10 protein-coding genes are annotated in these 15,510 nt (G+C 56.2%); all 10 read right to left on the minus strand.

What is annotated here, in order from left to right; genetic code table 11:
• Nucleotides 1–49: 49 nt before the first annotated feature.
• On the minus strand, nucleotides 50–748 hold the full coding sequence (locus tag H4F65_RS17350; RefSeq protein WP_010285373.1) for an ankyrin repeat domain-containing protein: 699 nt from the start codon (nucleotides 746–748) through the stop codon (nucleotides 50–52).
• Between the two features lie 80 nt (nucleotides 749–828).
• Nucleotides 829–2,199 (minus strand): PAAR domain-containing protein, encoded by a 1,371-nt coding sequence (locus H4F65_RS17355; protein WP_010285376.1) that lies wholly within the window; start codon nucleotides 2,197–2,199, stop codon nucleotides 829–831.
• A 9-nt stretch (nucleotides 2,200–2,208) separates the two neighbouring features.
• A complete protein-coding gene (locus H4F65_RS17360; RefSeq protein WP_010285378.1) occupies nucleotides 2,209–4,245 on the minus strand; it encodes a type VI secretion system Vgr family protein in 2,037 nt (678 codons plus the stop codon).
• Nucleotides 4,246–4,441: 196 nt separating this feature from the next.
• Nucleotides 4,442–4,960 carry an Hcp family type VI secretion system effector gene (locus H4F65_RS17365; RefSeq protein ID WP_010285381.1) on the minus strand — a complete coding sequence of 173 codons (519 nt, stop codon included), beginning with the start codon at nucleotides 4,958–4,960 and terminating at the stop codon, nucleotides 4,442–4,444.
• Nucleotides 4,961–5,578: 618 nt separating this feature from the next.
• Entirely contained in the window at nucleotides 5,579–6,934 is a 1,356-nt protein-coding gene (locus H4F65_RS17370) for a tetratricopeptide repeat protein (protein ID WP_010285388.1), read from the minus strand.
• Nucleotides 6,935–6,962: 28 nt separating this feature from the next.
• Nucleotides 6,963–8,399, minus strand: coding sequence for a VasL domain-containing protein (locus H4F65_RS17375; protein WP_010285391.1), 1,437 nt, complete (start codon nucleotides 8,397–8,399; stop codon nucleotides 6,963–6,965).
• A gap of 52 nt (nucleotides 8,400–8,451) precedes the next feature.
• The gene (tssM, locus tag H4F65_RS17380; RefSeq protein WP_039320559.1) at nucleotides 8,452–11,949 is read right to left on the minus strand and encodes a type VI secretion system membrane subunit TssM; all 3,498 of its coding nucleotides are present in this window, start codon (nucleotides 11,947–11,949) and stop codon (nucleotides 8,452–8,454) included.
• A gap of 24 nt (nucleotides 11,950–11,973) precedes the next feature.
• A complete protein-coding gene (tssA, locus tag H4F65_RS17385; protein WP_039320555.1) occupies nucleotides 11,974–13,398 on the minus strand; it encodes a type VI secretion system protein TssA in 1,425 nt (474 codons plus the stop codon).
• 11 nt (nucleotides 13,399–13,409) lie between these two features.
• Nucleotides 13,410–13,970, minus strand: a complete 561-nt coding sequence (gene vasI, locus H4F65_RS17390) for a type VI secretion system-associated protein VasI (RefSeq protein WP_010287038.1) — start codon at nucleotides 13,968–13,970, stop codon at nucleotides 13,410–13,412.
• Nucleotides 13,970–15,508 (minus strand): sigma-54 interaction domain-containing protein, encoded by a 1,539-nt coding sequence (locus H4F65_RS17395; RefSeq protein ID WP_010287040.1) that lies wholly within the window; start codon nucleotides 15,506–15,508, stop codon nucleotides 13,970–13,972. The genes vasI and H4F65_RS17395 overlap by 1 nt, the downstream gene beginning before the upstream one ends.
• Nucleotides 15,509–15,510: the final 2 nt, after the last annotated feature.

Genomic DNA, 15,510 nt, shown 5'->3' on the forward strand with positions numbered 1-15,510 from the left:
TTATTTTTATAACGTAAAATACATAATAAAACGGAGAATCAAAATAAAGCTATACTGGCAGCCCTTTTTCCCAACGTTCCCGAACTTCAGCAGGTGACAGCGGAGGGAATTTAACGCCGCGATCCAGCAACAGCTGTTTTACCTTTAGTGCCCAAGGGTAGTGAGGCGATTTAGGAGACATAATGGATAAGCTGTCATCCACGGTAAAAGCGAGATTACTGCCTGTCTCATCATAAATATTACTATCTGCGCCCTGTTCTATCAGCCAATATACGATTTCATATTTATTCAGATAAGCAGCATAGAGGGCGCTGTTTCTTTTGGGGCCATCAACGAGATTCAAATCAGCGCCACGCTCGACGAGCAATTTAATATCGGCCCAGCGCTCTTCCCCAATAGCACTAAATATTGCTGGCTGGCCAAGACGCCCAATCGCATTCGGATCGCCCCCCGCATCCAGAATAATACGCAGCCAGTCAGGGTCTTTCGCGCCCGCCACGGAATTGACGGCACTGTCGCCAAACCCATCTTTATAATTCGGGTCGACACCCAGTTTAAGCGCCAGCTTGACGGCTTTTTTATCCTTCGTCTCATAAATCAGCCACAGCAACGGCGTCACGCCTTCTTTCCCGTGAATATTCAGGTTAACGCCCTGCGACAGCTGATGACGGGCTGCTGACTCGTCACCTTTTTGAATACTTTCCAGTACCGCCACCACGGGCGGCTCAAAGAGTTCACTCGCCCGCATACTGTGTCCTCCTGCCTGACAAGCGGTTAATAATCCCAGAATAACGACGCCTACCAATTTTATACGTGCCAACCATTGCATTATATTCCCCTGAATGTATTGGTTATCTTCCCGATATCTTCCTTTTTCTGGCTTTCAATACCCGCAATCACCTGATCCATACCGTGACGCGCAATCGGCGAGCCCCCTACCGCGGGAAGTGCCATCATATCACCGCTTGCTTTCGGCAGGCCCCCTTCTAACAGTTTTGCAACACCGATGACTCCCCCGAGCACAGCACCCGCGGTTCCACCAATCAATGCGCCCGCGCCAGACAATAAACCTGGAACCAATGCCTTACCGTAGGTTTGTGCCATGGTTAATACTTCACCATCCACAGCCTGCGTCTTTATTAACGAAGCTGTTTTCGCCAGATCCGCTCCGCCAACGCGCGCCACGGTATTAGTATGCAAACCAGCAGCATTAAAGGTATAGCCGGGCAATCCAGTGACACCAACACCAGCCGATGCCAGGCCACCGCCTAATGAATGCCCCACAATGACGGGAGGGGGTGAGACGGTTCTTTTTACCAATTTTGCTAAATCCATTGCCTGATTATACTGAGCAGATTCAAGTCCCATCCCCTGAGCAGCGTTAGTCAACCAGTCTTTAGCCCCTGTCACCGCGTTATTCGTGCCCCGATAGGTCAACATCGTTTCGCCATTAATCGCAGATTTGAACAAAGCAGAACCAAACCCGGTTTTCATGTCCGTCATGTTGGCATTTTTTAGCCCAGGAATCGCGCCGGTATCCAGAATATCCAACCCAACCGGAGCCTTAGGCAATTTATCCAGCACGCCTCGTCGGAATTCATCGACCGAATATACATACTGGGCCGCTTCGGCGCGTAAGATGCTGTCGTTGTTAAACGCCAGCCGTTTTGCCGCATCGGCTAATCCCGGCAGCGTTGCCGCCTCGGTCGCCAATTTGGCGCGCGCCAGATAGCGATCTTTACGCTGGGCGACGGAGAGCAGGTCATCAAGAATAGGCAGCTCGGCGACCGAAGCCCACTCCATCAGCGTCGGCAACAGCATTGGCGTCAATGCCAGCAGAGGGGCGCGGCTTTTTGCCGATTGCTCAGCGCACGGCTTCACCGGGGACTGATAGGGCGAATCGCCGATGATCACATTGCCGCTACCAGCGGCAACCGAACCACCGCAGCCGATCGCATCACCAATACGCGCCGCCAGCTTTCCATTGATGATGACTGTACCGGAGCCCGCGGATATCGCACGATTGTGCACGCCGTGGGGCACATTCGGGCAGGGGCAAGCGTGGAGTAAAACCGCATCGCTTTTACGGGCGGCAGGTTTGCCATTGATAATGACATCACCGCTGCCTTCAATAATCGGGGTAGCGGGAAAACAGCCGTGTCCCGCGCAGCTGTCATCTAAACGTGCAGCACCTGGCATAGTTCCTCCTTAACGTCTGTCTGGCGCATCGGGCAGCGTAGGCTTCGTCGGATCTTCTGGCGTAATCGATACTGGCGCAGTCCCTACGCCAGCCGCACCGCCATCGTTGATTTTCACAATCGTCCCGGAAATCGTCACGCCCGCGCTATCAATCTTGATAAAGCCACCCGGCGCTTTAATGGTCAGAGCCTGCCCCGCTTCCAGCACGATATCCGCAGCTTTCAGGTAACTGTCCGTATTCACCAGAACGCGCTGATGCGCGCCGATCAGCGTCTCTTCAGAACCGGACATCGTGGTCTGACGGCTCCCCTCGATACGGGTAACCTCTCCCCCGCCGATGAAACGTTTGAACGACGCACCAATTTTCTGAATAAAACTCCGGCCAATTTCCTGATGATGATCCTGGCCGATGTTTTCAAAATCATCTTTGCCTATCGTTCGGTGGCGGTGACGCGTGACCCGTTGGAACTGATCCTGATCCACGCTGAGGTGCTGATCGCGTCCTACGCTCTGCCGGTGGATATTGTTGATGACGCCATCCATATCTTTCTGAGCGTGATAATAAATTTGCTCACGCGTCGCCTCATCCTCAAAACGCACCTCGTTGAAACCACTGCCTTTATGGGTATCGGTACGCAGCGTGGTGCGCGTTTTATGTGCCGGTAAAACGTACGGCGTCGGGTTGGTGGCGTGGAAAGTACGCCCGGTGACAATCGGCTGGTCCGGATCGCCTTCAAGGAAACTCACGATCACTTCATGGCCGATACGCGGGATCGCAATCATGCCGTACTGGCCGCCCGCCCAGCCCTGACTGACGCGCACCCAGCAGGAACTCTGGTCATTGCTCGCACCGTAGCGATCCCACGGGAATTGCAGTTTCACCCGACCATACGGGTCGCAGTAGATTTCTTCCCCCAACGGGCCGACGACGGTGGCGATTTGCGGGCCGTCCACCATCGGTTTGTAGGGCATGGCAGCACGCCACGTCGTTGCGCCTTTCACCACGGCAAAACTGTTGCTCATTGTCGTCGGTTCGCCGCCGCTTTCCTCTTCCAGCGCCTGCGGCTGTTGCCCGACGTGCGTCACGCTCACCGTCTGCCACACCGCATTCAGCGCTGCATTCGGGTGCTCCGTCAGGGTAAACGTGTTGCCCGGCATCAGCCCCGCGCAGTTGGATTCCCCTTCGCTCGTCACCGCCCCTGAGCGCAGCGCATCCAGCCGGTAACCGCTGAACGCCTTGCCGCTCGGGTCTTGCTTATAGCGCCCCGGATAGTCGTAATGCTGATAGCTTTCACGCTGGTGTTCCAACTCACCACTCATCTTCTTGTGCGACAGCCCGTAAGCCGGTGTTTTGAAGCTGTAGTCTTTCAGCTCGACTTCGGCCGTACTCACCCGCTCCGCGTAGTGGAAACGCCGGACATATTCGCCCTCACTCAGCCCCTGCGTCGCCAGATTGAAGAACAGCTCGGGGCCTTTGGTCAGTGCGCCCGCATCGTCGGCAAACACCACCCGGTGCTTGCCCTCTTCGTATTCGTGAAAGAAATACATGCCCTCTTCGGCAGCCAGCCGGGTGATAAAGGCTAAATCGCTTTCCCGATACTGCACACAGTATTCCCGCACCGCATGCTCGTTACGCAGCGCAAAGGCGTAGTCGGTAATGCCCGCCTCTTCCAGCAGCGCGCCGATAATCGCTTCCGGCTTCTGCGCCTGAAAGATGCGGGCGTTGGTGCGTAATCCCAGTCGCCACAGGGCAGGACGGACTTCTATCTGATAGCGCGTGCGCCGGAATCCGGTGTCGCCCTGCGTGAAGCCACTGATAATCCCGCTGACCCGACGTTTCAGTTCACCTTCATACCAAATCATCAGCTCGCACGGCTGGTCCAGCACCGCGCCGAAATCGACATCCGGCAACGCGCTCGCCAGACTCAGCGACAGGCTGAAAGGCCGGTTCAGCCCTTCATCCAGCCTGAAATCCACCACCGCGAAAGTGCCTGCTTCCAGGGCACCGACCTTTACGGTGAACTGTAATCCTGTACTGTTTGCCACCCGTCCTCTCCTTCTTCCTTCGCCGTTGCCATGGCTACCGCACGCCTCGGGTTCTCCCGGAGCGGCACGTCGCTATCCTGATGAAAATAAAAACCTGAACTGTGGTCTGAGTCTGCTCACGCCACAGTTCATGTTGATAAAGCATCGCGTTGAGAAAAACGCAGAAAACCCGGGACAAGCCCGGGTTCGGAGGGAATTACGCTTCGACCGGTGCACGCCAGTCATCGGAACCAGAAGTTCCGGCAACGGTGTGCTCCCAATCGATTTTGCGGTAGGACAGTGACACTTCGATCAACTGGGTGTAGTCCAGTTTTGACGGGTCCTGGCAGTGTGGCATTTTGCAGTCGATGTCAACGATGGTGGCATCGGTCAGTACGGTAGAGAAGAAATGTTCCTGTTTCCCTTCAACTGATGTGCGATACCACTTCAGCGTTACGGTCGGCAGCATTTCGCCGGATGCCAGAGAGTTGTACATCAGCGGAACGGCTTTGTTCAGCGCGACGGTGAATTTGAACGGTTTGTGCACACGTTGACCAGACGGCTGACCAGACTGTGGGTCGGTCGGTACGGTGACGATGTGTTTGAATTCCTGAACCAGCATTTCGTCTTCGTGGCCTTCCACATAGATGTTGCCGACAGAATCAGAAGTGAAAGCACCCGCAGTAATGTTGCCCTGAGTTTTACCTTCGATGCTGATATAGCATGGAGTTGGCATAGTCTTGCTCCTTGTTGTTAAACGGAATGAGTTATTGAACAGAATGAGTAACTTCGCCGTCTGTATAGCAATTCACATGCCAAAATATATCTTTATGTTTTATAAAGAAATTTACCTAACTAAAATTCCCCCTAAGCAAAATTTGAGCAAGAAGTTGCGCAGACTTCGCGAATCGTTTGCAGACATTGCGCAAAAAGTGATTTACACCAGAAAGTGAGCAAGAAGTTGCGCAGAATGCGCAGTTATGCTGAAAGTTTGCGTTAGCGATGAATTAATGAAATGAATAACCGATAGAAATCGTGCTTATTAATAGCAAAAAACTATATTTGGCGATAAATCACTCATTTCCATAACAATAATAGTAAGTAGTCACTTACGTTTTTTTATGCAAAGCAGGAATGGAAAAGTCAGGACATCCCGTAATAAAAGAGTAATGAAAAGAGTCATAAAAACAAAAAAACGGGTGTTGCTATCACGCAACACCCGCCTGTTCATTGCCACAACTTATTATGCAACGCCGCTCCAGTCGGATCGCAACGCGCTGTCGATTCTGCTTTAACGATTTACTCTCAGCAGTTGCTTGTCCGCAAGTGAGCACTAACGAACAACCACCACGGATTACTCTGTTTTCCCCGATGACCAGTGCATCGCCAACCGCTGTCCGGCTTTGATTTCATCCGGCTGCATCGTCGCTTCCAGATCGTTACGCGCATGAATGGCTTCGCTCATCCCCTCCGTCGCCGCCATCGCGTACCAGGCGTAAGCATGAATGCGATTGCGGGAGGCACCCAGCCCGTCCTGACGCATCATCCCCATACGGTACTGAGCCATGCGGTTACCGTCATTCGCCGCCAGACGGTACTGTTTCATCGCCTCAACATAATCCTCTTTACCGCCTTGTCCGAGCCGCAGCATCTCGCCATAGGCCAGACGGGATTCCGTGTCTCCTGCTGATGCCGCTTTGGCATATTCTTCACGCGCACGAACGAACTCGTTCGCTGTAAATAATCGCTCCCCCAGCTCACGTTGCGCCCGAATATAGCCCGCAGAGGAAGCCTGAACCAGATACTGTTCGCGCTTTTCATGGGTTGTCTGGCTCTGGCTAAGCAAATAATCGGCCTCACCCGATCCGCCGGACGCAGCGCGCTCCAGCCAATAACGCGCCTTTTGCTCATCCCAAGGTAAGCGCTTACCTTCGCGGTATGCCTTGCCCAACCAAAGCTGTGCCTCAGCATCACCTGATGACGCGGACTTTTGATACCAGTTCAGCGCATTTTCGCCGTCTTCGTGCCGCGCCATCCACAGTTGCGCCTGTGCCTGACCCAGCGTCGCCGCACGGAAATACCAGCGCTCGGCCAGATCGTGACGGATAACTACCCCGTTACCCTGCTCGTAGCGCTGCGCCAGCTGATACTGCGCATCCCGATTGCCGAGTTCAGCGGCTTTCAGCAACCACGACACGGCCTCTTTTTCACCACCCGCATGCGTCGCGTGCCATTGAGCAACAATCAGCTGCGCGGGCGGATAACCATTTGCCGCAGAGGATTCAAATGCACTCAGGCAGGCCGCCACGAGCTTTCCCTGATGCTGAACCTGACAGTCCATACCGAACCGATGTCCCGCTTCACCATTTCCCAGACGTGAGGACGTTGTCCACCACTGGCGGGCTGACGGGCTGTTCTTGGGCGCGCCCAGCCCGGCCTGATACCAGTCGCCAACCTGAAGTGCGGCGGCCGCGCGCAGTTCCGCATTAGCGGGAAGTTCAGACAGGCCAGATGCCTTCTGCATCCACTGCATCGCCTCGGTGTACTGCGATCGCGCGGCTAGCGTCTTTGCCAGCTGATATTGCGCCTCACCGTTTCCCCGGTTCGCCGACGCCGTGAGTTCCGTTTCAGACAGCGATGTGACCGGCGCCTGACATGACGCCAGCCAACAGGCCGACAGGACTATCACTAATTTTTTGTATTTCATCATGTGCTCAGCGTTTTTCCCTTCACGATAATCAGCTGGCAGAATTACCCTGCTGCAAACGGTACAAGCGAACGTTGAAGGCGCGCAGTTCGTCTTCCATCGCGCGTAGCTCCGCAGGCGTCAGCGACTGGCTCCTGGTTTTACGCGCCTCAAGCTCCCGCAGCCGTATCCCAAAGGGAACGTCCGATATCAGGTCTTTTTGCATATCGTAGAGCTTTGATTTCAGGTAGGAAATCGTCACCGTCCGGCGCTGTCGCTCCAGTTCCAGCAGTTGCTGCAACGTGTCGTTGACTCTGGCACGGGCCTGTTCGTACCCGCGTGTTTTTGGTTCATCGCCCTGCTGACGTTCAAGCGCAATCTGCCACTGGCGTTCCATCTCTTTCACCGCCAGCGAGTCGGGATAGAGCTGCTGCATCACGTTTTTCAAGCCGTTTCCGTATTGATACAGATAGAACGGCGACGCATTTTTCACCAGCTCCAGCTGTGCCTGATAGCGGTTAATTAGCTCACCTTCCATGCCCTGCAATTTCTGCTCGCCCAGCGCAATACGCACTCGGCGAATGTCATTATGATCGGGGGCGGCAGGCAAGGCGTATGCAGGCTGTTGCAATAGTGCCAGCGCATCGGCTTTCTGTTCCTGCCAATACTGCCAGCCTGTAATGGCCGCGACAGGCAGCGCGCAGGTCAGCAGCCCGGAGACAAACCAAAACCACGCGGGTTTCTGCTTTTTATGCGCCTCAATCTTCAATACCGTCGGTTTCATTTGCCCTTTCTCCCGTCCGATGAGAATACTGCCCGCAGGCAGAGCAGCCTGACCCGAGCCTGATGAACCACTGCTTTGCACCGTCGCGCCCGGCTCCATGTCCGAATGAAAGAACACCATGGGTGGAATCTGCATATCCTGCTTTTTCAGTTCCTGATCGTCCGACACAATGACAATCTCGGTTTCATCAAACAAATGGGTATAGCCTTCGACGAAGTGCAGCAGATTCTCGACGCGAGGAATGCGGCTCAGCCCCGAGTTGTGCAGCTTTTCACTCATCAATTGCAGTGCACGTTCGCAACGGTAAACCAGCCGCTTATGTTCATGGCTGATGGCATACTGACGCACCACTTCGCTGATGCGAGCAATAAACCAGTCCAGCATCTCGATACGCGCCCGTTCCTGATGTACCGGCGGCCAGAAGTTATCCCACTGCGTCACGATCAAATTCGCCAGAAACTCACAGCTTTCCGTGAAGCCCGTCAACCCAGCCAGCCGCGAACGCGCCAGCGTAAAGTAAATCGCGGTCTGGAGATCCACGCCCTGTTTTTCAAAGATGGTGGTGGCCATATCGTGCACCAGCATCCAATCCACATCAGGGCGAGACGCGTGGCTCAACTTGTTAATTTCCGCCCGAAGTGCGTCAAACTCCGGCAGCATCCGTGGATCGCGGCCGACTTTCAGAGCCTGTTGTGCATCTTGCATATCACATCATCCAGCAATAGGGAGCCTGAGCAGCAGGCTCCCGAGAGTTAAATTAATAAAGCGAGTCAGGCAGCGTGAACTGGCTGAACAGACCACCGGCAAACGGGTTATGGCTGGCATCGGTATACACGCGATACGTCATCGCGCCATTTTCCAGCGAGAAGCGCACGTCAAAGGTGTTCTCATTCACCTGAGTCAGCTGATCGCTATTGATTAAGCGGAACATCGCCCACGGCCCGCTAAAGCTCAGGCTGCGCGGTGAACGCTCACGATCGTCCGGCACCAGCGTCAGCTTGCTCTCAGCCCCGTCGCGCATACTGTTTGGCCACACCAACGGCGTTTTCTGGCGACGACCGTGACTGTATTCCAGCAGCTGTCCGTCCAGATTCAGCACGCTGCGGCGCTTGTTCGCCGTCAGTTCCAGCGGTTCCAGAACGAAATGTACTTCCAGGCTGCCCTGCGCATTAAACAGGGTCTGGCGGATGCGGGTAGCGCGTTCAAGCTGTTTCACCAGCTCTGCCTGCAGAGGGGATGCCATGCCTTCTTCCAGCATGCCGCTCTCCATCATCGCCTTGAGGTTGGTTTGATAGAAGCTGTCCAACGTCCCGCCGGCCATGAAGAACATTTCCATTTCCGATAGCGGCACATCCTTGTTCGATGACGGGTCGAAGGGGTAACGATCCGCCAGCTTCTCATTGAATGGCGTCACGACCTTATCCAGCCATTCCTGATTCAGCGACGACATCGCCAACCCGGTCACCAGACTCGCGCTCTCTCCGGCTAATTGCCCTACCCAGCGATCCAGCGGCGCAGGAAGGCTACGGGCGTATTGCTGTAAGGCGAATACCGGATCGGCAAATTTATTCCCCTGCCGTGCCTGCACCGCTTTCAACGCCGCCTGTCCCGGATCGGTCGCGTTAACGATCTGATCGAGATAGTGATAGAGATCCGTCAGCTTCTGATTGACCTCTTGCACCAGCGGCCCCTGCTCACCGCGTCCGCTCAGCGCCGCATTGATAGTCATAAACGGACGACCAGTACGCGTGTTAATACTCTGCGCCGTATCGTTATCATCATCGGCCAGCTTACGAATGCGGGTGTTATCACTGACCGTCGTCAGCACGCGCTGGAAGGGCTGATCGTTGCCGGTAATATCCGTGAGAATGTCGAGTGCCTGCTCCGGCGTATCGAGCGTCTGCACATCAATGTTCGCCAGCACTTTCTGCCATTGGTTGATGTAATCCGTAATGTAGCGGTCATTCACCTGACGCAGAATTTCCCGCCGATCGGCCTCGCTGAACTGCGCACGCTCGCGCTGTCCCAGCACCCAGGCGTCCAGTGCCGTCAGCTCTAACAGCGCTTTGTCCTGCTTGAGGTAATAATCGCTAAAGCCGGGATACGTCAGCAGCCGAGGCACGCTGCCCGCTTTGTCATTACGCAGGGAAAACACCGGATCAAAGGTCGGCCCGACTTCATCACGAATCGCTAAATCCGGTGGCAGCACCTGTGTCGCCTTCATGACCAGACTCTGATAAACGCGCTGATACATTGGCAGCTTGCTCAGTTCCTGCTGGGCCTGCGTAATCGGTCCATTAAATGGTGCGAACGTGCTGATCGCTACCGCGTCTTTCTGCTCACGTGCCTTGTGCCAGTCGGTGTGCTCAAGGGCGTAATCCAGATGCTGCATCAGCTGTTCCTGCACGTTGCCCTGTCCGGGAAATGCCTTCTGCCAGCGCTGCGCCATAAACTGTTCGACCAGCGCTTTATTGCGCCCTGACGCATCATCCAGCATCCGCATCACGCGCAGAATCGTCAGTTTTTGCTCGCTATTGGCCGGTGCCTGATTCAGATCTTCCAGCAGCCCTTGCATCACTGCCGGGAGAAAGCGCTGATTCAGCATTTGCAGATAGGTGCCTTCAACATGAGGCCCAATCTTGTCACCCTGATACAGGCCAAGATCGGCCAGCAGCGGCGTGCGCTCGTGGTAATTACCAAAGGATAAGGTCGCATCGCGAATCAAATTCAGACGCGGCAACTGCTGATAGCCGTAACCCTGCTGGCCTTCCAGCTCATTGGTGCCAATGAACGCCTGCGCTTTCGTCAGGACGTTACGTCCCGCCTCTTCATTGACCCGATAGAAATGGTGCCAACTGCCAATCAGCGCCAGACTGGCAAGTAACATGCAGCCCACGCCAATACTCAGCCGACGCCGGCGATAGAGGCTATGCAGCCGGTTTTCCCCAGCCAGACTGGCCTCCGGAAAAATGACGTCAGGGAAGAGACGCTGCACAAAGAACGTATTCGATTCACCGCGCAGCGCAGGGTTAATCGGCTCTGGCAGTTGATAGCGTCGGGAAGCCGATTGCGCAAAGGCATCGAACGGCACCCCTTGTTGGTAGACCGAGCTGACGTAGACGCCGCGGATCAGGAACGCGCGATCCTCGCCCGTCGCTAACGTTTCTGTCAGCACTTCCATCACGTAATCTTTCACTCCAGCCAACTGGCGAACGAACGAGAACAGCGAATTGCGCACGCTTCTGTCGGATTGCGTCAGCAGCATATCCGGCAGGTTGTCATTCAGGTGCGTGACCCACTCGTCCCAGAAGCGCTCCAGCTCTTCTAACCAGCCTTTGCTGTTGCTCGCCTGCGGCGTAAACGTCACCCCTAATACGGCCTGACGCGCCTCGCGGTTCAACTGGCGATAGACCTTATCGAAGCCGCTCAGCATATCCAGCCGGGTCAGCGCGATATACACCGGTAAACGCGTATTGATGTTGACGGAAATTTCCTGCAAGCGGGCGCGCATCACCTGCGCGTAAGCTTTGCGATCGGCGACGCCAGCCTGCGCCAGCCAGGAAATATCCAGCGTGAGCACCAGACCGTTGAGCGGCTGGCGGCGGCGGTTTTCACTGAGCCACTGCAACAGGTGCTGCCACAGTCGAGCATGACGCTGTCCGAGCGAATCGCCTTCCAGCTCAGGCTGGGCAAGTAGCTGCCCGCTTGGGTCCCAAATCACCGCGGATTCACCGACCCAACTGCTCACCTGCTGACCTGCCGCCACGTCTCGCAGCTCCGCATCCAGCTTCGGATTCATTTTGTTTGCCGGATTAGCACGATGGATCAGGCTACTTTTCCCGCTGCCAGCCAGACCAATCGTCAGATACCAGGGCATCGCGTACAGCGCGCGTTTACCCAACTGGGTCTGAAACGCCTCCAGCCAGCGATCGAGAAATGTTTGCTGGCTATCGACATACACCTGCAAGGGATCCTGTTCAATCACCTGCTGCTCATGACGCTCCGCCCGCATCTGCTGCACGCGACGCCAGACCAGCCAGGCGCTGTAGGAAAACGCCAGCCACAGCCAAACCAGCGTGAATACCACGCGGCCCCAGATTCCCTGCAACGGGCGCGACTCGCCCACCGTCAAACGCGGCCCCAGCCACCAGGCCAGAACCAACACGACGACCCACAGCAGCACGCCCAAAAGTAACCAGGAGGGTTTCAGTTTAGGCAACTGCTTGCGTAGAAAAGTTATGATTGTTTTAAACATAAGTGACCATTCACTCCGAATGTCTTATTTTTTGCGGGATGCCGCCAACCGCTCCACGCGACTGACCATTCCCGGTTCCCATTGCATCAGGCCCAATTGTTGGCTTTCCTGCCACATGTGCTGATAGTGCTGTGCTGCCAGTGATTTCATCCCTTCTTCGGCGAGTAAATCCGCCAGTACCAACTCGGCATAAAAGCGGTCGCGTGGTTCTTTCAGGCGGCGCATGCGTTCATCCAGTAACTGCATCGCCGCCCCAATTCCTTTCTCGTCCCGACAGGCCGCTGCCTCCGTTGCCAGATCGTCCTGCCGTGCCCCACCGCCGCCGCGAACGGGCTGGCTGGACTGCAACCACTGGCTACACTTCCCAGTCAAAAAGGGCGCGCCATCGCTGAACGCCAGTTCACGCAGCTCCGGCAAGCGCTGAATAAACGCAGAAAGCTCCTCGGCAATCGCCGTCGCGACGGAAGCATGTCCCAACCGTGACGCCACCGAGGCGGACAGCATGTGACCATCAAACCAGTAAGGAGCCAGCACCAGACTTTGTTCTATGCGTTCCCACAGCGCCAAATCGGCCTGAGCCAGCGCACTTTGGTATTCATCCACGCGGTCTGACGAGACGGGTGCCAGTTGGGTTTTATTCCCTTTGGACGACATCGGCGGTGTGGCAATACCGGACCAGATTGCGTGGCGGCGCAGACGGTAACCCATCGGTGAATCGGGATGGCGCTCAACCAGCAGCGCCGCGACGTTCAGCTGTGTTTGCCGCCAGCCACGTTCATCAGATGAATTAATCTCCACCGAACTGACGGGCGTCGAGGCCGCGCTGGCGCTGGTTTCACTCCCGCCCGCGCCTCTACCGCTGCTGGCTGCCGGAGTCGGTTTTGCCGTCTGATTCGCCTGTTCCTGCGCCTGCTGTCGCTGTCTGGCACGCTTAACGCCCTGCACCAGTTCATCCATCAGTGCCGCTTTGTCGCTCGCCAACTCTCCCCAGCGGGTCGCCACCTGCTCCGTCAACTGCTGCAATTGTTCCAGCTCTGCGCTGGATGCACTTTCTGCAATACGGGGCAGCACGCTCTCAAAACGCCGAACAATCTGGATCATCAACTTCTGTTTCTGAACCGGACTGGCAGGCCACGCGGGCACCCAGTAGCTCTCCAGCCAGCTGTCCAGCAGCATCAACGCGGTAGAAAACGGTGTCGCTTTGGCTGGGTGCTGCAAGCAGCGCAATAGCTGCACCAGTACCCGCATGTCTTTGGTTTTGCTTTCCAGCAAGGTCAGGCAGTAACCCGCCACCACGTTAAGATCGACCTGGTTATGCGCCAGCGATCCGAGCTTGACCAGCTCCGTTTCGACCTTTTCCCAGAGCGGATCGTCCGGCAATACCGCCGCGCGCAACATCTCATCCGGCAACGAGGTTTGCAGGCGTTTACACCAGGGATGTGCATGCATGAACGCCTCCTTTACCAGTGACACTGCTGACGCAGCGGCGCTAATGCGTCGCCCAGCCCGGCGAGATCGATACGCAGCGTGTGACCGTCTGCGCCGTTAAGCACCAGTTCGCGATGCCCAATCCAGCGCTTTAACGCATCAATCGCGGGCAGGCCGCGTCCCGACTCCAGTAGCAGTCCACGATTGCGGATAAACCAGCTGTCGGACACCGTCACGCCATCTAGCTGGGATGTGACGGACTCACCTGCCCAGGGTTCGCTGAGCGTTAAGCGCAAATGCGTAATATTGCTGGCGCAGCTAATCACCAGCGTATTGCCATCGGCCAGCACGCGAGTGAGCGTCATATCGCCGCTGTCGGCTTCACGTCCCAGTTGAAACGTTCCGCCCGTCGCGGCGTTATCACGCTGTGGGGACAGCGTGCCGCTGCGTTCCGCTTCCCGCCCCAGCGCGTCATAACAGGCCAACCGGAGCTCAGCAGCCGTCTCATTGCGGCACTGCTCCCATAACGACTGCCAGGCGGGATCGGGCGTCGCAGCCGTTGCTAGCAATAGGGGTGCCATCGTCAGAAACATCAATTTACCTCCAGCTTCTGGCATTTGTGGTCGAGAGTGCGTTTAGGGATATTGAGGCTATCGGCCACCAGCAGGCGGTTGCCCTGAAACTGGCGCAGGCGTGCTTCAATGACAGCCGCTTCATAGCGCTGTGTGGCAATACGCAAATCGTGGATGTGCTGATAGCGATCCTGTTCTTCAGGCGGGCTGCTCGTCAGCCGCTCGCGCAGTTCCGGCGGCAGCGATGTCAGAGACAGCGCCTCACCGTCCGGCGTATGCGCACAGGCGACTTCCAGCAGATTGCGTAGTTCTCGTACATTGCCGGGAAAGTCATACGCCACCAGTTGGCGCAGGAAAGCGCGGTTCAATGGCCCAACGTGCTTTTGCTGTTTATCTGCAAATTGGCCGATGAAGTGCTCGCACAGCAGACGAATATCGTCCGGCCGCTCGCGCAGCGGGGCGACCTGCAACAGGCACTGACAAAGGCGATGATAGAGATCCTGCCGAAATACGCCGTCAGACACCTGCTGTTCCAGCGGCTGATGGGTCGCGGCAATCAGGCGGAAATCGGAATGCACTTCTTTCTCCGCACCCAGAGGACGGAAGCTATGCGTTTCCAACACCCTTAACAGCTTGGCCTGCATGGACTGCGGCATATCGCCGACTTCATCCAAAAACAGGGTTCCGCCGTTAGCCTGCTCGACCAGACCAATCTTGTTACTTTGTGCGCCGGAGAACGCGCCTTTCTGATAGCCAAACAGCTCGCTTTCAATCAGGTTTTCCGGGATCGCCGCGCAGTTGATGGCAATAAAGGACTTGTCGGCACGTTCGGAACACTGATGCAGCAGACGCGCGACCACCTCTTTCCCTGAACCGGTTTCGCCCTGAATCAGCACCGAAAGACGGTGTTTTGCCGCCTGATAAATCTGCTGATGCAGCTCTTTAATGACGACAGAACGGCCAATCAGCGTGGCTTCCACTCGCTTTTCCTGCTCGCGGCGGCTCTGCCCTTCATCCTTAATCTGGCGAAGTGAATCTCTCAGCGCGACCTGCTCCCGCCGGGTGTGCGCCAGCTCACGCAGCAACATAAGCTGACGGCAAAACACCTGCGCCAGCCGTTCGCACTCGCCGCGCTGATGCAGCGTTTGCAGGCGCGTCGGCGTATCCAGCAGCGCTAGCACCGCCAGCGGTTTACCGCTCTCCGACAGCAGCGGCAACGCGTGCAGCCCGCAATTCGTCCCGACAGAAACCAGCATCTGCCGAAATTCACGGTGCTCAATGCGGGCACCGCCATAGAGAGAATCCCAGGTGCGCGCCTGATTCTTATGCAGCGCATAAGCCAGCGGGTGGCTAAAGTCATCCACGCCCAGACTCAGCGCCACTGGCGTTTCATGCACTCGCCCCTGGCAGGTCAGTTGCCTGCCGCTGACATCCACCATACCCAGTAGCATCCCTTGAGGCTGCCAGGCGGCCTGCATCGTCTCCAGCAGCCAGTCGCACAGACCGGCCTCGTCATGCTGTCGAGTGAGTGCAAGCGCCAGTTCGAGGGCATGTTGCATAC

This window comes from Pectobacterium brasiliense, assembly GCF_016950255.1.
In the GTDB taxonomy this organism is placed as follows: domain Bacteria; phylum Pseudomonadota; class Gammaproteobacteria; order Enterobacterales; family Enterobacteriaceae; genus Pectobacterium; species Pectobacterium brasiliense.

Bases quoted from the DNA above. Each gene is read 5' to 3' on its own strand.
- H4F65_RS17350 (WP_010285373.1), bottom strand. From the start codon at position 748: ATGCGGGCGAGTGAACTCTTTGAGCCGCCCGTGGTGGCGGTACTGGAA.
- H4F65_RS17355 (WP_010285376.1), bottom strand. From the start codon at position 2,199: ATGCCAGGTGCTGCACGTTTAGATGACAGCTGCGCGGGACACGGCTGT.
- H4F65_RS17365 (WP_010285381.1), bottom strand. From the start codon at position 4,960: ATGCCAACTCCATGCTATATCAGCATCGAAGGTAAAACTCAGGGCAAC.
- H4F65_RS17370 (WP_010285388.1), bottom strand. From the start codon at position 6,934: ATGATGAAATACAAAAAATTAGTGATAGTCCTGTCGGCCTGTTGGCTG.
- H4F65_RS17375 (WP_010285391.1), bottom strand. From the start codon at position 8,399: ATGCAAGATGCACAACAGGCTCTGAAAGTCGGCCGCGATCCACGGATG.
- tssM (WP_039320559.1), bottom strand. From the start codon at position 11,949: ATGTTTAAAACAATCATAACTTTTCTACGCAAGCAGTTGCCTAAACTG.
- tssA (WP_039320555.1), bottom strand. From the start codon at position 13,398: ATGCATGCACATCCCTGGTGTAAACGCCTGCAAACCTCGTTGCCGGAT.
- vasI (WP_010287038.1), bottom strand. From the start codon at position 13,970: ATGTTTCTGACGATGGCACCCCTATTGCTAGCAACGGCTGCGACGCCC.
- H4F65_RS17395 (WP_010287040.1), bottom strand. From the start codon at position 15,508: ATGCAACATGCCCTCGAACTGGCGCTTGCACTCACTCGACAGCATGAC.